22 protein-coding genes and 1 riboswitch are annotated in these 20,059 nt (G+C 57.4%); of the genes, 7 read left to right on the forward strand and 15 right to left on the reverse strand.

Annotated features, from left to right (window positions below):
• Positions 1-66: 66 nt before the first annotated feature.
• From csaB to D1841_RS01960, 13 genes are all read right to left on the reverse strand, one after another.
• On the reverse strand, positions 67-2,295 hold the full coding sequence (gene csaB / locus D1841_RS01900) for a polysaccharide pyruvyl transferase CsaB (protein WP_160641448.1): 2,229 nt from the start codon (positions 2,293-2,295) through the stop codon (positions 67-69).
• A gap of 130 nt (positions 2,296-2,425) precedes the next feature.
• A complete protein-coding gene (locus D1841_RS01905; protein ID WP_160641449.1) occupies positions 2,426-3,187 on the reverse strand; it encodes an ABC transporter ATP-binding protein in 762 nt (253 codons plus the stop codon).
• Between the two features lie 46 nt (positions 3,188-3,233).
• Complete coding sequence (locus D1841_RS01910; protein ID WP_237076133.1) at positions 3,234-4,217, reverse strand: iron ABC transporter permease; 984 nt, start codon at positions 4,215-4,217, stop codon at positions 3,234-3,236.
• Positions 4,162-5,355 (reverse strand): ABC transporter substrate-binding protein, encoded by a 1,194-nt coding sequence (locus D1841_RS01915; protein WP_160641450.1) that lies wholly within the window; start codon positions 5,353-5,355, stop codon positions 4,162-4,164. Before D1841_RS01915 ends, D1841_RS01910 begins: the two co-directional genes overlap by 56 nt.
• A 45-nt stretch (positions 5,356-5,400) precedes the next feature.
• A complete protein-coding gene (locus D1841_RS01920) occupies positions 5,401-6,273 on the reverse strand; it encodes a zinc dependent phospholipase C family protein (RefSeq protein ID WP_160641451.1) in 873 nt (290 codons plus the stop codon).
• Complete coding sequence (locus D1841_RS01925; RefSeq protein ID WP_160641452.1) at positions 6,258-7,178, reverse strand: RluA family pseudouridine synthase; 921 nt, start codon at positions 7,176-7,178, stop codon at positions 6,258-6,260. Before D1841_RS01925 ends, D1841_RS01920 begins: the two co-directional genes overlap by 16 nt.
• Entirely contained in the window at positions 7,175-8,053 is an 879-nt protein-coding gene (locus tag D1841_RS01930; protein ID WP_160641453.1) for a polyprenyl synthetase family protein, read from the reverse strand. Before D1841_RS01930 ends, D1841_RS01925 begins: the two co-directional genes overlap by 4 nt.
• Positions 8,046-8,258, reverse strand: a complete 213-nt coding sequence (locus D1841_RS01935; protein WP_201751168.1) for an exodeoxyribonuclease VII small subunit — start codon at positions 8,256-8,258, stop codon at positions 8,046-8,048. Before D1841_RS01935 ends, D1841_RS01930 begins: the two co-directional genes overlap by 8 nt.
• 145 nt (positions 8,259-8,403) lie before the next feature.
• On the reverse strand, positions 8,404-9,609 hold the full coding sequence (gene xseA / locus D1841_RS01940) for an exodeoxyribonuclease VII large subunit (RefSeq protein WP_160641454.1): 1,206 nt from the start codon (positions 9,607-9,609) through the stop codon (positions 8,404-8,406).
• Entirely contained in the window at positions 9,606-10,532 is a 927-nt protein-coding gene (locus D1841_RS01945) for a peptidase M22 (protein ID WP_347563922.1), read from the reverse strand. The genes xseA and D1841_RS01945 overlap by 4 nt, the downstream gene beginning before the upstream one ends.
• A 55-nt stretch (positions 10,533-10,587) precedes the next feature.
• On the reverse strand, positions 10,588-11,034 hold the full coding sequence (gene nusB, locus D1841_RS01950; RefSeq protein ID WP_160641455.1) for a transcription antitermination factor NusB: 447 nt from the start codon (positions 11,032-11,034) through the stop codon (positions 10,588-10,590).
• A 180-nt stretch (positions 11,035-11,214) separates the two neighbouring features.
• Entirely contained in the window at positions 11,215-11,733 is a 519-nt protein-coding gene (locus D1841_RS01955) for a spore maturation protein (RefSeq protein ID WP_160641456.1), read from the reverse strand.
• Positions 11,734-11,756: 23 nt separating this feature from the next.
• Positions 11,757-12,338 carry a nucleoside recognition domain-containing protein gene (locus D1841_RS01960; protein WP_160641457.1) on the reverse strand — a complete coding sequence of 194 codons (582 nt, stop codon included), beginning with the start codon at positions 12,336-12,338 and terminating at the stop codon, positions 11,757-11,759.
• 102 nt (positions 12,339-12,440) lie between these two features.
• On the opposite strand from D1841_RS01960, the gene D1841_RS01965 reads away from it, so the two are divergent.
• Both D1841_RS01965 and D1841_RS01970 read left to right on the forward strand, forming a co-directional pair.
• Positions 12,441-13,823 carry a Sapep family Mn(2+)-dependent dipeptidase gene (locus tag D1841_RS01965; RefSeq protein ID WP_160641458.1) on the forward strand — a complete coding sequence of 461 codons (1,383 nt, stop codon included), beginning with the start codon at positions 12,441-12,443 and terminating at the stop codon, positions 13,821-13,823.
• A 25-nt stretch (positions 13,824-13,848) separates the two neighbouring features.
• Positions 13,849-14,523, forward strand: a complete 675-nt coding sequence (locus D1841_RS01970) for an HD domain-containing protein (RefSeq protein ID WP_160641459.1) — start codon at positions 13,849-13,851, stop codon at positions 14,521-14,523.
• Here the strand turns inward: D1841_RS01970 and D1841_RS01975 are convergent.
• Together D1841_RS01975 and queA are read right to left on the reverse strand one after the other, a co-directional pair.
• On the reverse strand, positions 14,520-14,732 hold the full coding sequence (locus D1841_RS01975) for a hypothetical protein (protein ID WP_160641460.1): 213 nt from the start codon (positions 14,730-14,732) through the stop codon (positions 14,520-14,522). The genes D1841_RS01970 and D1841_RS01975 overlap by 4 nt on opposite strands.
• Entirely contained in the window at positions 14,729-15,778 is a 1,050-nt protein-coding gene (gene queA, locus D1841_RS01980) for a tRNA preQ1(34) S-adenosylmethionine ribosyltransferase-isomerase QueA (RefSeq protein ID WP_160641461.1), read from the reverse strand. The genes D1841_RS01975 and queA overlap by 4 nt, the downstream gene beginning before the upstream one ends.
• 81 nt (positions 15,779-15,859) lie before the next feature.
• A riboswitch (Lysine riboswitch) is annotated at positions 15,860-16,029 on the forward strand.
• A gap of 121 nt (positions 16,030-16,150) precedes the next feature.
• On the opposite strand from queA, the gene D1841_RS01985 reads away from it, so the two are divergent.
• The 5 genes from D1841_RS01985 to D1841_RS02005 all read left to right on the forward strand — a co-directional run bounded on the left by D1841_RS01985 (position 16,151) and on the right by D1841_RS02005 (position 19,989).
• Positions 16,151-16,438: a hypothetical protein gene (locus D1841_RS01985; RefSeq protein ID WP_160641462.1), complete on the forward strand. Its 288-nt coding sequence runs from the start codon at positions 16,151-16,153 to the stop codon at positions 16,436-16,438.
• A gap of 192 nt (positions 16,439-16,630) precedes the next feature.
• Positions 16,631-17,710 (forward strand): aspartate-semialdehyde dehydrogenase, encoded by a 1,080-nt coding sequence (gene asd / locus D1841_RS01990; RefSeq protein ID WP_160641463.1) that lies wholly within the window; start codon positions 16,631-16,633, stop codon positions 17,708-17,710.
• 109 nt (positions 17,711-17,819) lie between these two features.
• Positions 17,820-18,713: a 4-hydroxy-tetrahydrodipicolinate synthase gene (dapA, locus tag D1841_RS01995; protein WP_160641464.1), complete on the forward strand. Its 894-nt coding sequence runs from the start codon at positions 17,820-17,822 to the stop codon at positions 18,711-18,713.
• A 37-nt stretch (positions 18,714-18,750) separates the two neighbouring features.
• The gene (dapB, locus tag D1841_RS02000) at positions 18,751-19,503 is read left to right on the forward strand and encodes a 4-hydroxy-tetrahydrodipicolinate reductase (RefSeq protein ID WP_160641465.1); all 753 of its coding nucleotides are present in this window, start codon (positions 18,751-18,753) and stop codon (positions 19,501-19,503) included.
• A gap of 27 nt (positions 19,504-19,530) precedes the next feature.
• Entirely contained in the window at positions 19,531-19,989 is a 459-nt protein-coding gene (locus tag D1841_RS02005) for an ACT domain-containing protein (protein ID WP_160641466.1), read from the forward strand.
• Positions 19,990-20,059: the final 70 nt, after the last annotated feature.

Genomic DNA, 20,059 nt, shown 5'->3' on the forward strand with positions numbered 1-20,059 from the left:
GCATATTTTCCGCGTCCCCCTGCATAAACATCCCCCGTCCCAAAGGGCGGGGGCACAGGATATATTTTACTGCTCCAGCAGCCGACGCAGGGCCTCCACGTTTTCCCGCTGCACCTGGATAAGCTTTTCCGTACATTCCAGAAGCTTTGGAGCCCCCGGCTCCCAGCGGATTTCCCTGTCCATGGCGGCTTTCAGGTTTTCCGCTGTCACCTCTCCCAGCTCAATGCAGGAACCATAGCCCAGATACCGCAGGAAAGAGCCGATTTTGGGATCGTAGGAAACCCCCACCATGGGAATGCCGCTGAGGGAAGAAAAGATAAGGCCATGCAACCGCATGGACACCACCAGCCGCATGTGGGATAATACGGAAATAATCAGCTCCGGGCTGTCCGCGCTGTCCAGAATATGATGGGGGCAGGCAAGGCCCCGGCAGACTTTCCCGGCGGCAAGGGTATCCGGCGCCGGGTTCAGGGCAAGGAACACAGGGGTCAGGCCATAGGCGTCATAGGCGTATTGGGCACAGGCGGCGAACACGCCGGCCTTTTCTGTGAAACCCGCCCAGGAGCGCAGCATAAAGCAGATATAGTTTCCCTCTGTCGAAAGGCCGCTGACCGCAAGGCAGGCAGCCGCCTTCTGCTCCCCGGCAGGAGGCAGAACCAAAGCCGGGTCAGAGCTGAGCTGGATTTCCGGCCTTGTCACCCCAAAGCCCTTCAACTCCCGCACCGAGTCCTCCTCCCGCAGGGTGATGGTGTCCACCGAACTGTTGAGCACGTGGCGCACCAGCCACACGTTCATCTTCCCAGTGACCGGCCCGATTCCGCAGCCATACATATCCACCTTGTTCCCCAGCCGTTTGGCGGCCCAGAGGGTGAACAGGTAATACCACAGGCTGCGCTGGCTGGTGGCGTTCTGGATGAGGGTGCCGCCGCCGTTAATATACAGCTTTGATTTCCCCATGGCCCACAGCATTTTTAAGAAATGGAAGGTGTAAAGGGCATTCACCCGGTAGCGGCGTTTAATGCTCCCGGTGTTTTTTGCCAGCACTGTAATGGGCATGTCCTTGTCAAGGCCCTGCACCGCCTGTATCACCGACTTTAAAATGGCGTCGTCCCCGGCGTTGCCATGGCCGTATGCCCCGCAGATAATGGCCCCGTCCCGCCTGCCCCGGGCCTTCCGCCGAGCGTGGCGGCGCAGCACGTCCTTATAGATTTCCAACTGGTATTCTACCATGTGCTCCAGGGAAAATTCCCTTCGGGCTTTCTCGAAAAGCTTCTCCCCCAGCTCCCGGCGCAAAGCCGGATCCTCATAGAGCTGAATAAGGTATGCCGCAAGCTGCTGATAGTCTTCCGGCTCGAACAAAAGGCCATTTTCTTCATGATCTATCAAAACCGGCACCCCTCCCACCCGGGTGGACAAGGTGGGCAGATGGAAGCGGGTGCCCTCTGCCAAGGCATAGGGAAAGCCCTCGGAAAGGGAGGACAAAAGGTTGATGTCCACAGCATTGTAGAAGGAATCCATATCCTTCACCCAGCCCGCAAAGCACACCCGGTTTTCAATCCCCAGCGACTTGGAAAGCTCCCGCAGCTTTTTCTCATCTTCCCCATCCCCTGCGCACACCAGCTTCAGGTTGGGGCATTTTGGGGCGGCAACCTGCAAAGCCCGCAGCAAGGTGGAATGATCCTTAACGGCAGTCATCCGGGCCACAATGCCCACCACCACGTCCCCCTCCTGCACCTCAAGGCCTAAAGAGCGCAGAAATTCCTTTGGGGGCACACAGTTTTTAGGGGCGCTGAAATCTATGCCGTTATAGATGGTGTAAATCCGCTCCGCAGGGAAGTTCCGCTCTATCATGGCCTCGGTAACAGGCCCTGCCACGCAGATGTAATAATCCACCTGCCGCAGGCAGATTGTATTGGTGGTGCCATACACCAGCCGCGCCCCGGGGCGGCCCAGGTAATCCAGACGGTAATCGCTGTGTACGGTGGTGATAACCGGCACCTGCAGGTACCTTTTCATCATCACACCCATCAGGTTGCCCCTGGCCCCATGACAGTGCAGGGCATCCACCTCTCCTGGGCGCAACAGCTTTTTCAGGTGAGGCAAATCGGAAAAGGGGTTCCCCGTATCAATAATGTGAACCGGGATGCCCAGCTTTTCCGCGTCCTCTGAAAACTCTCCCCGGCGAAAGCATACCAGCTCTGCGTCCACATGCTCCTTCAGCTTACATAAAAGCCCCAGCACATGGGTTTTGGCGCCGCCTGTGTCGCCTCCGCCTATCAGATGCACTACCCGCATAGTAATCGCCATGCGATACGGGACACACATAAAAAGCCGCAGAAAAGCAGGCCAGTATATCCGGTATCGTTCCTTTCTTCCGAATTTTCACCAATATCTTCCTCTATTATACCTGCCTGCGGCCCCAGGGTCAAGGCCGCACAAAGAGGAACTCCTCCCTGCCGTTTACCAGCACCCGTTCCCCCCGCACGCCAAAAGCCCGCTCTGGCACGCCGCTTTGGAAAACCTCCCGGCTTTTTCCAAAGGCTAAAAGCTTTCCCTGGCCCAGCACAGCTATAAAATCGCAGTAGGAAAAGGCAAGGGACAGATCGTGCAGTACCATTACCACGGTTTTCCCCTGCTCCCGCAGGCTCCGGATAAGCTCCAGCATCTCGTATTTTTGCCCGATATCCAGATAGGTGGTAGGCTCGTCCAGGAAGAACACCTCCGGGCTTTGGGCCAGGGCCATGGCAAAGTAAACGCGCTGGCGCTCTCCCCCGGAAAGCTTTGGCACCTCCCTTTCCCGCAAGGAAAGCACGCCCGCTTCCTCCATGGCCCGAAAGACTGCTTCCTTGTCCGCGGCCGTCAAGTCGCGCCCAAAGGAAAGATGGGGATACCGCCCATGGGACACCAGCGCTTCCACTGTCAGGGCAGGCGCTTCCCGCATCTGGGGCAGCAGGGCGCAGAGCCTTGCCCACTCTTTGCGGCCCGCGTCCTTCCGCATCCTGCCATCTATGGCGATTTCCCCCTTCAAGGGAGGGATCAGGCCGCAGGCCGTTTTCAGCAGGGTGGTTTTCCCGCAGCCGTTCGGCCCGATAAGGGCGGTTATCCTGCCCTTTGGAGCTGTGAAGCTGACGCCCTCCAAAACCGCCCGGCCCCCATGGCCAGCGCTCACCTGGGAAAACGAAACCACAGCCATCCCTCCTCTCTTTATTTTCCTCTCAGTTTTCAAAAGGGCTTCAGCGCCGCCGCCTGCGCAAAATCAAAAACAGGAAGAAAGGCCCGCCTGTAAGGGATAAAAGGATGCCTACCGGGATTTCATAAGGGGAAAACAGCAGGCGGCTGAGAAGATCGCTGAAGGTGACCAAACACGCGCCCAAAAGGCAGGCTCCGGGCAGCAGCCAGCGGTGGGACTGCCCGAAAAGCCTGCGGGTGATATGGGGCACAATCAGTCCCACAAAGCCGATAAGCCCGGAAAAGCTGACGGCACAGCCTGCCAGCACGCAGGAGAGGATGATGGCGGCAAAACGTATGACGCCCACCGGCTGGCCCAAGCTGCGGGCCGTCTCCTCCCCCAGACAGAGCACGTCAAGCTGCCGGGGCAGGAGCATACACCCTAAAAGGGCCAGCAGGATACACACCCAGGCGGGGGTGATGTCCGCCATAGACACCCCGGAAAAGCCGCCGATGAGAAAGGTGCTGCCGTTATACAGGGTTTCCGGGGAAAAGGTTTTCACAGCGTTTAAGCCCGCCGTGAAAATACTGCTGACTGCCACGCCCGCCAGGATGATGGTCAGCTTCCCCGCCCCTGCGGCAGCGGCCACAGCATATACAATGAGGGTGGCGGTAAGGGCGCCCAGGAAGGCTCCCAGGGCACAGGCCCCTGTGCTGCCGGGCAAAACCGCCATAAACAAAAAAGCGAAAAAGCCCGCCCCGGCGTTTACCCCGATAACATTGGGTGAAGCCAGCGGGTTTGAAAGCACTGCCTGGATTAAAAGCCCCGCCACCGCCAGGGCGGAGCCTGCAAGGAGGCTGGCGCACACCCGGGGCAGGCGCACATACAGCAGGATGCGGGCATCCGGGCTTTCCGCCCTGCCGGAGAGGATTTCCCCTAAGGCAGAGGGCACGTCAATGAAGGAGGCCCCCGCCCCGGCCCCCAGCAGGGCGCTAAGAAGCGTCAGCAGCAGAAGCAGCAGCAGTTTCCTGCTGTCCCTGGCCTTCATCGGCAGCTTTGCGCTGCCACTCCCCTTCAAAAAGGGCCGGATAAAGGATTTTCCCCAGGTATTCATAGCTTTCCCCCCAGCGGTTATTGGGCTTATAGTGGAATAAATCCTTGGGCAGCACGATATAGCGGCCTTCCTTCACAGCGGTCAGCTCCTGCCAGGCAGGGTTCTTCTCTATGAGGGAGTCAAGATATTGCAGAGCCTTTTCCTCGTTTCCCATGGTGGTGACAAAGATAAAGTCCGGATCTGCCCCAATAATCTCCTCCAGGCTCAAATCCTCTAACATGGAAGGGTGATCGTCCGCAATATTGCGGGCGTTCAAATCCTTTAGAATAGAGCCTGCCAGCTCATCGTCGGTTTTAGCTTTAATGCCTGTGGAAAAGGCCCGCATCAGCAGCACGCTGGGCAGGTTGCTGCTCAAAGCGGCCGTCATCTTCGCGGCTTGAATCTCCTCTCCCACGTCCTCCACGTTCTGTTTATACAGATCCTCCCGCCCGGTAAGGCCCCAGAACTGGAACATCATATTGCTGTAATCCTCAAAGGTATCCACCCGGAAGCAGGCGCAGGAAATCCCCGCGTTTTCCAGCACATCCCGTATATCCATCTGTCCGGCGATGTCCGGGTTCAAAAGCACCAGCTCCGGCTCCAGGGCGATGATGGCCTCCGCGTTTGGCTCCTTTACGGTGCCCACCACAGGGATATCCGCAGGAAGCCCCAAGTCCCGCTCCTCCAAAGCGTCCTTTGTCACGCCGGCAAGCTCCCCGCCGGCAAGCAGCCAGGCCTCCGCATAGGATCCGTACAGGGAGACAGTGCGGGGGTTCTCCGGCATGTCCGGGAATTCCCCGCCCAAAGAATCCCGGAATATGCCCGGGCTTAACAGGGCGCCGTCCTCTCCCCTTCTGGAAAACTCCGGTATGACATACTGCTCTTTGCCGTCTCCCCGGTATTCATACACGCCGGAAACATCCGGGGAACTCTCCATCCCGGACACGGCAGGGGCCTGGGAACTGCTTTCCGGTTCCGGCACAGCAGAGGACAGGGCCGCCTCACCAGAAGAAGATGCAGGGGCAGAGCCGTCCCCGCAGCCAGACAGCACAAGGCAGAGGCATAAAAGGCACAAGAAGGTTTTCTTTATCATAAAACAGCGGGTTCCTTTCTCTTTGGCGTTTTTTCAGTATCCTGTTTATCCGAAGGGCTTTTCCCCGGTTATGGCGGCAAGGTCGCAGGACGGGAAATCCTGTATCAGCCGCCGGGCAAGCTGTACAGCCTGTTCGTACAGGGAGAAAAAGCTTTCTGTGCGGCCTTCCCCGCCCCAAGGGCTTTCCTGCACGTTGGCGTAATCCACCTCATTCCCTTCGGTGAGGGGCACGATGTGGGAGGTTATCACATGGGGCCTGCCCCGCTCCAGCAGGCTGAAAAGGCGGTGCTTCAGGCCTGTGCGGTCGGTAATGGCGGCAAAGACAAACCGGGTATCCCGGGTGGCCTGCAGCAGCTCCTCCTCCGGAATCTCCTGGTTGTATACCTCCAGCAGCACTGCATGGTACAGCTTGGCAACGCGCCGCTGTATTCCTTCGTTTTTAGGGAACAGGTTTTTAAGCTTTACCTCTGAGGGCAGCTTTCCGGTTTCCCGCCGCAGGACAATGGCATCCAGTGCCGACTCTATCTCCCCATGCATGGAAGAAGGCGTTTCATGGGGGCGCTGGGCAGCCAGCTCCCCTGCCAGGGCGTTTACATAGGGGTGGGCGGTGGAATCCAGGGCGTAGTGGCACAAAAATCCCTGGACATAAGAAGCATAGGCTGGCTCCGGGTGTTTTTCCAGAAAGTTCCGCATAGCGGACAGGGTCAGGGAAGGCCGGGTGCTGTGCAGCAGGTTCCCATATTCCTTTAACCCCTCCTTTTCCTTCCCAATCCCTACAAAGCGCAGGTAATGGTGGCAGAAGAGAAAATCCGGGCCTTGGGCGCCCCAGAAATAGGCAGGCTCTACAAGCCCGCCGGCTTCCGGCAGGCCTTCCAAGACGGTTTTCGCAAAAGTATAATGGGTCAGGCTGGCTGGCATTTGCATCGCCCCTTTTCTGATTTTATGATGCCTCCCACCTCTGGCAGCCAGGGAAAGGCTTCTTTCATGTCTGGCGGGAACCCTGCGGCAAAGGTTCTGTCCATATCAAGGGCCACACTTTTCATGTGCAGAACCCCGCAGTGCAGCGCCTGCCGGCCTATTAGGGCATGGCTGCCGCCATAGAGATCGTCCCCTGCCAATGGATACCCCATATAAGAAAAATGCGCCCGGATCTGATGGGTGCGCCCGGTTTCCAGCCGCACAGCCAGCAGGGTGTGGCCTCCCCCGCTTTCCAGGGCCTCCCAGTGGGTAACCGCCCGCTGGCCGCTGCCGCACTGGCGCTTGATTTTGCTCCCCTCTTCCAGGCCGATGGGCACGTCTATGGTGCCCCGCCCGGAAAGGGTTCCCTGGCACAGGGCAAAATACGTTTTTTCCAGCGCCGTCCCAGACACAGCCAGGGTGTGTTTCCCCAGGGCGATAGCGCCGCTGGTGTCCCTGTCCAGCCGGTATAGGGGGCAGAGCAGCGGGCACAGAGCGCCCTTAGCCTGATAATAATAGGCCGCGCCGTTTAAAAGGCTGTCCCTGTCATGCCCTGGGGAAGGATGCACCGGCATTCCGGCAGGCTTATGAACCACCAGGAAATCCTCCGTTTCAAAGAGGACGGAGAAAGGAAGCCTTTCAGGCGGGTACGTCCCCTCTGGAAGGGGCAGGCAAAAGGACAGCATATCCCCTGCTTTCAGCAGGGCCGTGGTGAAAACAGGCACGCCGTTTAAGAGGATTCCCCCCTCTGCCCGCTTCTGCTGTGCCAGCACATGGGCAGAAAACCCCAGCCGCTTTTTGGCAAAGTCCTTTACAGCCGCCCCCTCCCACTCTAAAGGCACAGCATAGGAAAGGCGGCGTGTCAATTTTCCCTGGCGGCAAGGGACAGGGCAAGGCTTTCCAGGAAATCCTTCTCCCCTGGAAAAGCCTTCAGGGCTTCCACCGCTTCCCGGGTGTACTCATTTACCAGGCGCTTGGCCTCTTCCACCCCCAGGAGGGAGACGTAATTCTGCTTGCTGCGGGCAGCATCCATGCCTGTATCCTTTCCCAGCTTGTCCGCGCTGCCCTCCACGTCCAAAATATCATCCCGAAGCTGGAAGGCCATGCCCAGGCCATAAGCATACCGCCTGGCAGCCTGCAGGGCCTCCTTTCCCGCCCCTGCGGCAATGCAGCCCATGCCGCAGGCAGCGTCAATCAGCGCCACGGTTTTCCCGTCATCCATAGCCTGCAGAAGGGGCACCGTCACCTCCCGGCCCTCAGACCGCAGGTCAATGCACTGTCCTCCCACCATGCCCTCATGTCCCGCCCGCCTGGCAAGAAGCCGTGCTCCCTCCAGCGCCGCCTTTGCCTCTCCAGCAAAGGAAAGGGCTGTTTCAAAAGCCAGGGTTAAAAGGCCGTCCCCTGCCAGCAGGGCCATGGCCTCCCCATAAGCCTTGTGGTTGGCGGGCCTGCCCCGGCGCATGGCATCATCGTCCATGCAGGGCATGTCGTCATGGATGAGGGAATAGGTGTGAACCATCTCCACAGCGCAGGCAAAGGGCAGGGCCATGGAAGGCTCTCCCCCGCACAGCTCGCAAAAAGCCAGGGTGAGCACAGGCCGCACCCGCTTGCCGCCGCACAAAAGGCTGTAGGCCATGGCCTCCCGCACAAGGCTTCTGCCGTCTCCTTCCGCCGGGGCCGGGATGGCCTGGGTCAGGGCCTTCTCAATCTGCTCCCGGTACAGTTCCATTTTATCAGCCATCCGCTTCGCCCTCCAGTTTCGCAAGCTGGGACACCTTCTGCTCTGCCTTGTCCAGTGCTTCATAGCACTGGGCGGAAAGCTTTGCCCCTTCTTCAAAAAGCTTCATGGCCCCTTCCAAGGGTTCCTCCCCGCTTTCAAGCCTTTTAACAATTTCCTGAAGCCGCATCATGGCTTCTTCAAACTTCAGCTTTGCCTTTCCCGCCAACCAAAACCACTCCCTTCCTCTGCGTTTTCACACAGCATCATTCCCAGTTTTTGGGGATTTTAATCGCCGCGCGATACAGGATACGCACAAAAAGCCATGAAAAAGCAGCGCTTTGCGCCCGGTATCGTTCCTTTCTTTCGTTTTTTCACACCGCGTCCACTTTAAGGATTTCCGCCAGGGCAGAGGCCTCTGCCCCCCGGATTGCCACCTGCTGGCCCGGGCGCAGGGCGCCCACGTCTGTTACAGCCTGCCCCTTTTCATCGCGCACCAGGGCATATCCCCGGGACAGCACCCGCAGAGGGCTTAAAGCGTCCAGCCTGCCGGCAAGGGCGGAAAGCTCTCCCCTGCTTTTGTCCAGCCGCCTTTGCTGCATCCCTGCCAGGGCCTTTGTAAGCCCCGCAAGCCTTTCCCGGCAGGCCTGCACATAGGCCGCGGGGCTTTGCAGAGGGGAATCCCTCGTGAGGATGTCCACGCTTTGCCGCAGGGAATCTACAAAGCTCTTCGACTCCTCCAGGAAATACCGGTGGAAAGACCTCATCCTTTCCATTTCTTCCAGGCAGTCCGGGGTACACAGCTCTGCTGCCGCGCTGGGGGTGGGGGCGCGCAGGTCGGCGGCAAAATCGCAGATGGTAAAATCTGTCTCATGGCCTACGGCAGACACCACCGGGATGGCGGAGGCATAAACGGCCCGGGCCAGTGCCTCATCGTTAAAGGCCCACAAATCCTCCAAAGAGCCGCCGCCCCGGCCTATGATGATAACATCGCAGGCCCGCCTCCGGTTCAATGCCTCTATGGCGGCTCTTAACTGGGCGGGAGCGCCCTCCCCCTGCACCAGCACCGGGCAAAATACAATCTCCGCCAAAGGCCACCGCCGGGCAGTTACCTGCAAAATATCCCGCACTGCCGCCCCGCTGGGAGAGGTGACCACCCCGATTCTCTCCGGATAGGCAGGCAGGGGCCGCTTATGCTCCCTGTCAAACAGCCCCTCCGCAGTCAGGCGCTCCTTTAGCTGCTCATAGGCAAGGCTTAAGGCCCCCATGCCGTCGGGCTGCATGTCCTCCCCATAAAGCTGGTACTGCCCGCTTGGCTCATACACCGACACCCTGCCCCGGACAATCACCTTCATGCCGTTTTGGGGCCGGAAGCGCAGCCGCCGGGCCGCCCCTGCGAACATCACAGCCTTTATCACAGACTTTTCGTCCTTTAGGGAAAAATACAGGTGCCCTGATTTATAGTGGTCTGTAAAATTGGAGATTTCCCCGCTGACAAGGATATCGGAAAGCCGCCCGTCTCCTTCTATGAGGGATTTAAGGAAGAAATTCACCTGGGAAACTGTCAGCACGCCGCTCATAAGCCCGCCCTCTTTTTATAGGCCAGTATGGCCGCCCCTGCCCCATTGTCTGAAGAAAACTCCGGCGCGGCAAACCATGCCCCGTATTTTTGGGAAAGCCTGTCCCGCAAAATGCTATTGGAGCACACGCCCCCTGCGAACAGCACAGGGAGGGGGCCATGCTCCCCCAATAGGGCTTCGCACATTTTGTCTAAAGCCGCCCCAATGGATTCTATGCAGAACCGGGCTGTCTCCGCTGGCTCCCGGCCCTCCCGCACCATGGCGGCGCTTTTATTTTCAATCCCGGAAAGAGAGCAGTCCGCGCCCTTCATGGCAGGGCGCACAGATACCTTGTCCGTCCATCTGAGGGCCAGCTTTTCCAGTTCCGGCCCACAGGGGAAGGGAAGCCCCAGCATAACGCCTACCCTGTCCACTGCCTGTCCGGCCTTGAGGTCAAGGGACCGGGCGGCTAAAACCGCGTTTGGCATTCCGTCCCTGTCAGGAGCCACCAGAAGGGCCTCTGTGGTGCCCCCGGAGACGTGGAAGGCCAAAAAGGGCTTTCTGAGCAGGTCAAGCTTTCCCGCCGAATAGAGCGCCGCCGCAATATGCCCCTGCTGGTGGGAAAAATATTCTATAGGCACGCACCAGGCCCCGGCTAAAGCCTGGGCAAACCCCTTTCCCACTAAAAAGCAGGGCATGTAAGAGCCTTCCGCGCCGCGGGGGGACACGGAAACCCCCACCGCGTCCATAGCCTCCCCCCTCTCCAGGATGGGGGCCAGCACCTGGGGAAGCTGCCGCACATGGTGAAACACCGCATCGCTTTGCCGCAGGCCCTTTTCCCCGGGCTTCACCGGCAGCAGCATGCGGCGGTTTTCCAGCACCTCCCCCGCAAAAACAGCGGCGGAGGTGGTATAATTGCTTGTATCTATCCCTAAGCAGCGCACCAGCCTCCTCCTTTCCTTTTAAAAGCCATGCCAATAAGCCGGCACAGCTTTTGCTCTACTTTTCCGCTTCCCCTTGCGGCTCTTTCCGGGGGTTAGGGAACTCTTCCTTTCTGTGCTGGCGCGCAACAGACGCCAGCACCCCGTTGATATAGGGCGCGTCATCTTTCCCGCCGTAGGTTTTTGCCAATTCCACCGCTTCGTTAATGGAAACGCTGGCAGGGATGTCCTGGGCAAAAAGCAGCTCGTATACCGAAAGCCGCAGCAGCGCCAAGGTTACCTTGGAAAGCCTGCGCAGGCTCCAGCCCCGGATGTTTTCGCTAATCACCTTGTCAATCTTTTCCCCCTGGCGCTCCGCCCCCAGGGCCACCTCCTCCGCAAAGGGATCGGGAATCAGATCCCGGGCCTCCGTGGCGGCGTGGAGGATGTCGTTCATGCTCTCCCCTCCTGTTGCCTGTTCAAACAGCAGGCAGAACGCCTGCTCCCTTGCTTCCCGTCTTGTCATACGCACCCCACCACCGCGCGGAACCCGTCCCGCGCCTTCCTTTCCTTTTTCACTTTTCCTCAGCCATATCCCGTAAAAGCGGCAGAAAAAAAGCCCGCCTGGCTGCGGCGGGCCTGTCCGGCCTTTCCTGCGGCTTGTTATAGCCATTTTATCACAGAAGCCGGGATACTGCAAGAAAATCTATCCAAAAATCTTTACGGAAATAATGGAAAGCGCCAGGGCGGCTGTATCCCCCAAAAGTCCGGCAGGCACCGAATAGGAAAGCTTTTTGCAGCCGCAGGCGCCAAAGTATACGGTGATGGCGTAAAAGGTGGTTTCTGTGGAGGCTGTCAGCACAGAGGCTATCCTGCCGGTTTCGCTGTCCGGGCCAAACTGCTGGAGCAGGGACAGGGCATAAGCTGAGGATCCGCTGCCGGAAACAGGCCGCAAAAGGGCCAGGGGCAGCAGCTCCGGGTCAATGTGGGCAGCCTGGGCTAAAGGCGCCATAAGGCCGCACAGCAGTTCCAGCAGGCCGGACTGGCGCATCATGGTTACAGCGAGAATCAGCCCGATAAGGGTGGGCAGCAGCCCTAAGGTGGTGTGTACCCCCTCCTTTGCCCCCTGTACAAAGGAGTCGAATACGTCAATGTTTTTGAAGAAGCCATACAGCAGGATGAAGCCCAGTATCACAGGCAGGGCCGCCGCGCCGATTTTTTCCATGCCCCTCTCCCCCTTTCTTGTGTTTACAAGCAGCTTTTTCCCTCCATTATTTTGCAGAACAGCAGGGCCGCGAGCAGCGCCCCCAGAGAGGTGATCCAGATCTCCGGCAGGATGCCGAAGGGCTGCGCGCTGCCGCAGGCGCCCCGCATGGCAGCCATGTTAATGGGCAGAAGCTGCAGGGAAGCTGTGTTCATCACCACAAAGAGCACCATTCCCTTTGTGGGCATATCCCCGCGGGGGTTCTTTTCCTGCATAGCCTGCATGGCGGCTATCCCCAAGGGGGTGGCGGCGTTGCCAAGGCCCAGGAAATTGGCGGAAATGTTCATGCAGATTTTCCCCTTAATTTCCCTGTCCCCTTTGTATTCCGGGAAAAGCCAGTTGATTACAGGGGAAAAGGCCTCTGCCAGGAGATTGGTAAGCCCGCTCTTTTCCGCGATTTTCAAAAAGCCCAGCCAGGCGCACATGCTGCCTAAAAGGGAAATGGAAAGCTCTACCGCCCCTTGGGCCCCTTCCATTACAGCAGCGGACAGCTCCCCCAGCCTGCCGGTACACAGGGCGCAGAGGACGCTGGCGGCAATCATGCCGAACCAAATGTAGTTTATCATAAAAAAGCCCCTCCTTTTTCCCGCTGGGCTTGACTTTGCCGGCAAAAAAGTTTATCGTATAGAGTGTTCCTATATCCCTTTACAAAAGAAAGGAAATCGCGTATGTTTGGTGAAAAAATTCTCGAATACTGGGACGATATCCTCCAGGACTTAGCTAAGGTTGTAGCCATCCCCTCTGTGGCAAAGCCCACAGAAGGCCCCCATCCCTTTGGGGACGACTGCGCCCGGGTGCTGGACACTGTTGTGGAAATGGCCCAGGGCTATGGCCTGCAGGCCAAAAACGTGGATTACTATGCCGCCCACGCCGAGTATGGCGAGGGGGAAGGCAACGCTGTGGTGATGTCCCACATGGACGTGGTGCCCGCAGGGGATCCGGAAAACTGGGACACCGACCCCTACACCATGGTTATCAAGGACGGCATGGCCTATGGCCGGGGTGTGTCCGACAACAAGGGGGCTGGCATTATCGCCCTGCACTGCCTGCGCGCCTTAAAGGACGCGGGGGTGAAGGGCAACCGGAAGCTGCGGGTTATTTTCGGCTCTGCCGAGGAAATCGGCATGGGCGACATGCCCTATTACTTCTCCAAAGAGCAGAAGCCGGACATGGGCTTTACCCCCGACGCGGAATACGGCATCTGCCACTGCGAAAAGGGCGGCATCAATTTCACGGTAACCGGGAAGAATGATTCCCAGGTGGTGAAAAGCTTTGCCTCCGGCACTGTGGTGAACGCGGTGCCCGCCAAGGCCCAGTGTGAAATCGCCTGCACGGCTGAAGAACTGGAGAAGCTGCGGGAAGCCGCCCAAAAGGCTGGAACAGAATTTGAAATCACCCCCGCAGAGGGCGGCGCTTCCATTTTGTCCATTGGGCAGGCGGCCCACGCCTCCACCCCCTGGAACGGCGTGAACGCGGCTTCCCATCTGGTGAAGCTCCTCTATGAGGTGTTCGGGGAAAAAGCCGGCGTTTTCTTTCGCTTTGCCTATGAAAAAATCGGCCTGCACCACGACGGCGAGCCTATGGGCGTAAAGCTCAGCGACGAGCCCAGCGGCCCCCTCACCTTTAACCTGGGCTTGGTAAACGTGGATGAAAACTCCTGCAGCCTGACGGTGGATATCCGCTACCCTGCTACTTTAGACGGGCAGGAGATTTCCGCCACCCTGGAAAAGGCTGTGCAGCCCTATGAGGGCCTGGCCTATACCCTGCTTTCCAACTCTGTCCCCCTGTACCTGCCTAAGGAAAGCCAGCTTGTCACCCTGCTTTCCGGCGCGTATGAGGACGTGACCGGCGAAGAGTGTGAAATCTTTTCCATGGGCGGCGGCACCTATGCCCGGCAGATGTTTGGCAAGGGCGTTGCTTTCGGCCCCGCCTTCAAGGAAGATCCTAACAGCCATGCCCACGATGTAAACGAGCGGGTGAAGCTGGACAGCTTGAAGCTTCATGCCCAGATCTGCCTGGAGGCCATGTACAGAATGCTCACAGCGGAATAAAAAGCTACAGAAAGGCGGTCAGCATATGGCGGATTACCAAGCCCTCTCCCCCGAAGATATTTTTAAAAACCCGGAGGTGCGCTGCTATATTGAAAGCGGCAACAACTGCTTAGGCTCTATCGGCTTTACGGAACACGGCCTTGCCCATGCCAAGCGCAGCAGCCATTATGCCCAGCGCATTTTGGAATCTTTGGGATACCCTGCCCGCACCTGCGAACTGGCGGCGATTGCCGGGTACATGCATGACATCGGCAACACGGTGAATCGGGCGGATCATGCCCACAGCGGCGCGCTGATGGCCTTCACCCTTTTAAACAAACTGCAGATGCCTCCGGAGGAAATCGCCATGGTGTGCTCCGCCATCGGGCACCATGACGAAAAGACGGCTTACCCGGTTAACCCCCTGGCAGCAGCCCTTATCCTTTCGGACAAAAGCGATGTGCGCCGCACCCGGGTGCGCAAGGATGCAGTGCTGGCGGCGGACATCCATGACCGGGTGAATTACGCAGTGGAGGACATGCGGCTTGAAATTGACCCGGAGCAGAAGGTCTGTACATTTAATATTGTGATAGACACGGAAATATGCCCCGTTATGGAATACTTTGAAATTTTCCTGGAGCGCATGGTGCTGTGCCGCAAGGCCGCAAGAACCCTGGGCCTGCAGTTCGAGCTTATCATCAACAACACCCGGCTGCTTTAAAAGCCTTTGGGGCCGCTCCAAAGCTGGGTTCCGGCAAAGTTTGCTATATCTTTTCTATATTCAACTTTCCTATGAGCCGCCAGTGTCCTGAACGGCATTAGTAGGGCGCGGATATACACAGATATAATCCCTTTTAAGCAGAATGTCTTAGAAAAGCCCAGAAACCGCTTGGCTTCTGGGCTTTTCAGCGTCTCGCTGACGATATTCACTTCAGGTCTCCAATAAACATCGCATCCCCAAAACTGAAAAACCTGTACTGTTCCCGCACTGCCGCCTCATAGGCCCGCAGCACATGTTCCCTGCCCGCTAAAGCAGATACCAGCATAATGAGGGTGCTTTCCGGCAGGTGGAAGTTTGTAATAAGCCCGTCCAGGCCCTTGAACTGGTAACCCGGATAGATAAAAATATCCGTCCAGCCCTGGCTTTCTTTAAAGCGCCCCTCCCGCCGGGCCACAGACTCTATGGTGCGGCAGCTTGTAGTACCCACAGCTATCACCCTGCCCCCCCGCTCTTTGGTGGCATTTATCATGTCGGCTGTGGACTGGGGCATGTAATAATGCTCGGCGTGCATTTTGTGGTCGGTGATTCTCTCCGCGCTTACCGGGCGGAAGGTGCCCAGTCCCACATGGAGCGTCACAAACCCCAGTTCCACCCCCTTTTCTTTAATTTTCTCCAGCAGCTCCGGCGTGAAATGCAGGCCTGCCGTGGGGGCGGCGGCAGAGCCTGCCTCTTGGGAATACACAGTCTGATACCGCTCCTTATCCTCCAGCTTTTCCTTAATATAAGGGGGCAAAGGCATTTGGCCTATCTTGTCCAGCAGTTGAAAAAACACACCGTCATAGATAAAGCGGATAAGCCTGTTCCCATCCTCCAGCACGTCTGTAACCTCGCACTGGAGCAGCCCGTCCCCAAAGGTAAAGCGGCTGCCCTTTTTTGCCCGCTTGCCGGGCTTTGCCAGGGCCTCCCAGACATCATCTCCCTTGTTTTCCAGCAAAAGGAACTCCACATGGGCGCCTGTCCCCTCTTTCACCCCGTAAATGCGGGCGGGCAGCACCCGGGAGTCGTTTAAAACTAGGCAGTCGCCGGGACGCAGCAAGTCTGCAATATCCCGGAAATGGCGATGGGTTATCTCCCCTGTTTCCTTGTCAAGGGTCATCAGCCGGGAAGAGTCCCGGGGTTCCACCGGCTTTTGGGCAATCAGCTCCTGGGGCAAATCATAGTAAAAATCGCGGGTCTGTAAAGTATGTTCCTGCATGGCGTTCACCAGTCCTGTAAAATTTTCATAGAATATCCCGGCCGAAAAAATTGACAATGGCGCAAAACTAAGGTATTATAGAGAACGAATAGAGGCGCGGCTTTCAAAAGTAGCGGGATCGAGGTTGCCAGAACCATAGAAGTCTTGTGAAAGGGTAAGCTGCCGAAGGGGATATCCGGCAAGTTGACCCTGGTCGCAGCGGCCAACAGCTTTGCGACTGTCATCAAGTATGATGGAGTGCTATTTACTTAACCAGGCGGCCCTGTGCCGCAGCATTTCTATTATAGGAGATTGGCAGCCGGTTTTCAACCGGTTTTTTTGATTCTTCCCGCAGAACTTGCCAGTGTAAAAAGAGGGAAAAGGAGAATGGCTATGACGGAGGAAGAGCATGCTGTCTTTCAAAAGGCCCTGGACACCTGGGGCGGGGATGCCCAGATCCTCTGCCTGCTGGAAGAGATGGCAGAGCTACAGGATGCCCTGTGCAAGCATAAGCGGGGCAGGCGCACCACAGACGATATTGCAGAAGAGATAGCCGATGTGGAAATTATGCTGAACCAGATGAAGCTTTATTTCCGCGTGGAAGAGGAAGTGAAAGCCCAGCGGGCCAGAAAGGTCGGCCGGGTGGAAGAAAGGCTAAGAAGCCGTACCAATAGGGCATAGCACAAATCTTCCCGGCAAATTTTGCAGGTTTCTGTGTTGGAAATCCTCGACATGCCACAGCATGTCTTGCGGTTTCCGCCTTGAAGCCCACAAAATTTTCTCGAAAATATTTGTACCACTCCTATCGGTACAGCTTCTAAGGAATTAAGCAGAACACGAAACATACTCCCACTAAAGAAAGGAACTTGGAACATGAAACAGTATCGCGTAGGCATTATCGGATGCACTGGCATGGTGGGCCAGCGCTTTGCCACCATTTTAGAAAACCACCCCTGGTTTAAGGTTACGGCCCTGGCAGCCAGCGCCCGCTCTGCCGGGAAAACGTATCAGGAGGCCTTGGAGGGCCGCTGGGCCATGGAGGCCCCCATCCCCCCTGCCATGGCAGAACTGCCCGTATATGACGCGGAGAAGGATATAGACAAGGTTGTCTCTTTGGTGGATTTTGTGTTCTGCGCGGTGAACATGAAATCCGAGGACATTATGGCCCTGGAAGAGGCCTATGCCAAAAAGGAGTGCCCGGTTATCTCCAACAACAAGCAGCACCGAGGCACGCCGGATGTACCCATGATTATCCCGGAATTAAACGCAGAGCACCACAAGGTCATCGAGCACCAGAGAAAGCGCTTGGGCACCAAGCGGGGCTTTATCGCCGTCAAGTGCAACTGCTCCCTGCAAAGCTATGTGCCCGCCATCCATCCCCTTATGGACTTAGGCGTGACAAAGGTGCTGGCCTGCACCTACCAGGCCATTTCAGGCGCTGGCAAAACCTTTGAAACCATGCCGCAGATTTTGGATAACGTCATTCCCTATATCGGCGGCGAGGAGGAAAAGTCTGAACAGGAGCCTTTGAAAATCTGGGGCCATGTGGAAAACGGCGTCATTGTAAACGCCTGCTCTCCTTCCATCACCTCCCAGTGCCTGCGGGTGCCTGTGTCCGACGGGCACATGGCAGCGGTGTTCTTCTCCCTGGAGAAAAAAGCAAGCGTGGAGGAAATTATTGAGCGCTGGAAAAGCTTCCGAGGCCCCGCTCAGGAGCTGGAGCTGCCCAGCGCCCCCAAACAGTTCATTCATTACTTCGAGGAAAACGACAGGCCCCAGCCCAAGCTGGACAGGGATATAGAAGGCGGCATGGCCATCTCTGCCGGGCGGCTGCGGCCCGACACCCAGTATGACTATAAGTTTGTCTGCCTCTCCCACAACACCCTGCGAGGCGCTGCCGGAGGCGGCCTGCTGATGGCAGAGCTTTTGTGCAAGCTGGGCTACTGTGACTGAAAACACAGAAGAAGGAAACGGTACCGGGCACAAAAGGCCGCGTTTTCACAGCTTTTTGTGCGTATCCTGTATCGCATGGCGATTTGACTGATTTTTCGGAGGGATACCTATGACAAAAGAGTTGCTGTTCACCGGCGCCGGTACGGCGCTTATCACCCCCTTTACCCCCTGCGGCGAAATCTACTGGGAGGAATTGGAGCGGCTTGTTGAATTTCAGATAGAAAACGGCATTGATTCCATTATCGCCTGCGGCACCACCGGGGAAGCCGCCACCATGAGCGCGGAAGAACATTTGCAGACAGTGGGCTTTATCATAGAAAAGGTGAAGGGCCGGGTGCCCGTCATTGCGGGCACTGGCAGCAATGACACCAAATTCTGCGTGGAGCTTTCCCTGGAAGCCAAAAAGCTGGGAGCCGACGGCCTGCTGCTGGTAACCCCTTATTACAACAAGACCTCCCAGAAAGGGCTTATCGAAAGCTTCCGCTTCATTGCCGATTCTGTGCAGATGCCCTGCGTGCTCTACAACGTGCCCAGCCGCACAGGCTGCAATATCCAGCCTGAAACCTATCAGGAGCTGGCGGATAACCCCTACATCGTTGCCGTAAAAGAGGCAAACGGTGACACCGCCTCCGTCGCCCGTACCCTAGCTTTGTGCGGGGATAAGCTGGCCGTATACTCCGGGGAGGATAACCAGACCCTGCCCATAATGGCTTTAGGCGGCAAGGGGGTTATTTCCGTATTCTCTAACGCACTGCCCCGGCAGATGCACGATTTAACCGCCGCTATGCTCCAGGAAAACCTGGAGGAGGCAAGGAAGCTTCAGGTGGAATACCTGGATTTGATGGACGGTTTCTTTATGGACGTGAACCCCATCCCCATTAAGGAGGCCCTGTTCCAGATGGGGAAAATCTCCACCAACCATTGCCGCATGCCCCTGACCACCATGCCGGAGGAAAAGCGGCAGAAGCTTGCAGCCCTGCTGCAAAAGCACAGCCTGCTGTAAGCCAGTCCAGACGTGAAAAGGAAAGGAGCCATCGGAAATGACAAGACTGCTGTTGTGCGGTTGCGGCGGGAAAATGGGTGCTGCCGTACAGAATTTTGCCCGAGAGCGGGAGGACTGCAAGATAACCGCCGGGGTGGATATTACCGGCGCGCCCCAGACCGGCTTCCCTGTGTATACGGAAATCGGGGAAGTACCGGAGCCTGCGGATGTTATCATCGACTTCTCCCACCCCTCCGCCCTGTCCGCCATTTTGGCATACTGCAAGGCCCATCCGGGCACAGCCGCTGTGCTGTGTACCACAGGCTATTCCCCGGAGCAGGCCGCCTCCATTGCGGAAGCGGCGGAAACTATGCCCATCTTCTATTCCCGGAACATGTCCCTGGGCATAAACCTGCTCATCGAGCTTTCCAAGAAAGCCGCCGGGGTACTGGGCAGCTCCTTTGACATAGAAATCCTGGAGATGCACCACAACCAGAAAATCGACGCTCCCAGCGGCACCGCTCTCATGCTGGCGGACGCCATAAACGGGGAACGGGAAAACGCCATGAAATATGTGTACGACAGGCACTCCCAGCGGAAAAAGCGGGAGAAAAGCGAGATTGGCCTGCACTCTGTGCGGGGCGGCACCATTGTGGGGGAGCACCAGGTAATTTTCTCCGGGCAGCACGAGGTTATCACCCTGTCCCACTCCGCCCAGTCCAAGGAGCTTTTCGCTTCCGGGGCCATTAACGCGGCGGTTTTCATGAACGGCAAGGCCCCGGGGCTTTACAGCATGTCCGATCTGCTCTGACAGACGGGCAGGAAAGGAAGGCAGACTATGAGCAGTTCCACCGTTATCAGCACCACCGACAACATCACCCTGGTTACATTAGCGGGTTTTCCTGCCAATGTAGATTCCATCTCCCACATTTTCGAGGCCATTTCCCGGTATAACATTAACATCGACATGATTTCCATGGCTCCCACCCACGGCGCTTTTACCGGGCTTTCCTTCACCATTTCCGACAGCGACCTTATCGACATCCTGGCTTTTACCACCCAGCTCAAGCGGGAAACAAATGTAAACGTCATTGTCAGCAGCGTGAACCACAAAATCTCTGTGTACGATCCCGCCATGAAAAATACCCCTGGCATTGCGGCCCAGGTGTTCGGGGCCATTACCGGCACAAACGCTGACATCCGGCTGATTACCACCTCGGAGGTGGAGATTTCCCTCCTGGTCACTGAGGCAGACTTTGACACCGTACTGGCGGCGCTCCAGAAGGCCATGGCATGAAAGGCGCAAGAAATACCCCCGGCGGAGTCGGGGGTATTTTCTTATGCAGGCGTAGCCCTATGATACTAGC

The organism is Neglectibacter sp. X4 (genome assembly GCF_009917365.1).
GTDB lineage: Bacteria > Bacillota > Clostridia > Oscillospirales > Acutalibacteraceae > Acutalibacter.

Bases quoted from the DNA above. Each gene is read 5' to 3' on its own strand.
- csaB (WP_160641448.1), bottom strand. From the start codon at position 2,295: ATGCGGGTAGTGCATCTGATAGGCGGAGGCGACACAGGCGGCGCCAAA.
- D1841_RS01910 (WP_237076133.1), bottom strand. From the start codon at position 4,217: ATGAAGGCCAGGGACAGCAGGAAACTGCTGCTGCTTCTGCTGCTGACG.
- D1841_RS01915 (WP_160641450.1), bottom strand. From the start codon at position 5,355: ATGATAAAGAAAACCTTCTTGTGCCTTTTATGCCTCTGCCTTGTGCTG.
- D1841_RS01920 (WP_160641451.1), bottom strand. From the start codon at position 6,273: ATGCCAGCCAGCCTGACCCATTATACTTTTGCGAAAACCGTCTTGGAA.
- D1841_RS01930 (WP_160641453.1), bottom strand. From the start codon at position 8,053: ATGGCTGATAAAATGGAACTGTACCGGGAGCAGATTGAGAAGGCCCTG.
- xseA (WP_160641454.1), bottom strand. From the start codon at position 9,609: ATGAGCGGCGTGCTGACAGTTTCCCAGGTGAATTTCTTCCTTAAATCC.
- nusB (WP_160641455.1), bottom strand. From the start codon at position 11,034: ATGACAAGACGGGAAGCAAGGGAGCAGGCGTTCTGCCTGCTGTTTGAA.
- D1841_RS01955 (WP_160641456.1), bottom strand. From the start codon at position 11,733: ATGGAAAAAATCGGCGCGGCGGCCCTGCCTGTGATACTGGGCTTCATC.
- D1841_RS01960 (WP_160641457.1), bottom strand. From the start codon at position 12,338: ATGATAAACTACATTTGGTTCGGCATGATTGCCGCCAGCGTCCTCTGC.
- D1841_RS01965 (WP_160641458.1), top strand. From the start codon at position 12,441: ATGTTTGGTGAAAAAATTCTCGAATACTGGGACGATATCCTCCAGGAC.
- D1841_RS01970 (WP_160641459.1), top strand. From the start codon at position 13,849: ATGGCGGATTACCAAGCCCTCTCCCCCGAAGATATTTTTAAAAACCCG.
- queA (WP_160641461.1), bottom strand. From the start codon at position 15,778: ATGCAGGAACATACTTTACAGACCCGCGATTTTTACTATGATTTGCCC.
- D1841_RS01985 (WP_160641462.1), top strand. From the start codon at position 16,151: ATGACGGAGGAAGAGCATGCTGTCTTTCAAAAGGCCCTGGACACCTGG.
- asd (WP_160641463.1), top strand. From the start codon at position 16,631: ATGAAACAGTATCGCGTAGGCATTATCGGATGCACTGGCATGGTGGGC.
- dapA (WP_160641464.1), top strand. From the start codon at position 17,820: ATGACAAAAGAGTTGCTGTTCACCGGCGCCGGTACGGCGCTTATCACC.
- dapB (WP_160641465.1), top strand. From the start codon at position 18,751: ATGACAAGACTGCTGTTGTGCGGTTGCGGCGGGAAAATGGGTGCTGCC.
- D1841_RS02005 (WP_160641466.1), top strand. From the start codon at position 19,531: ATGAGCAGTTCCACCGTTATCAGCACCACCGACAACATCACCCTGGTT.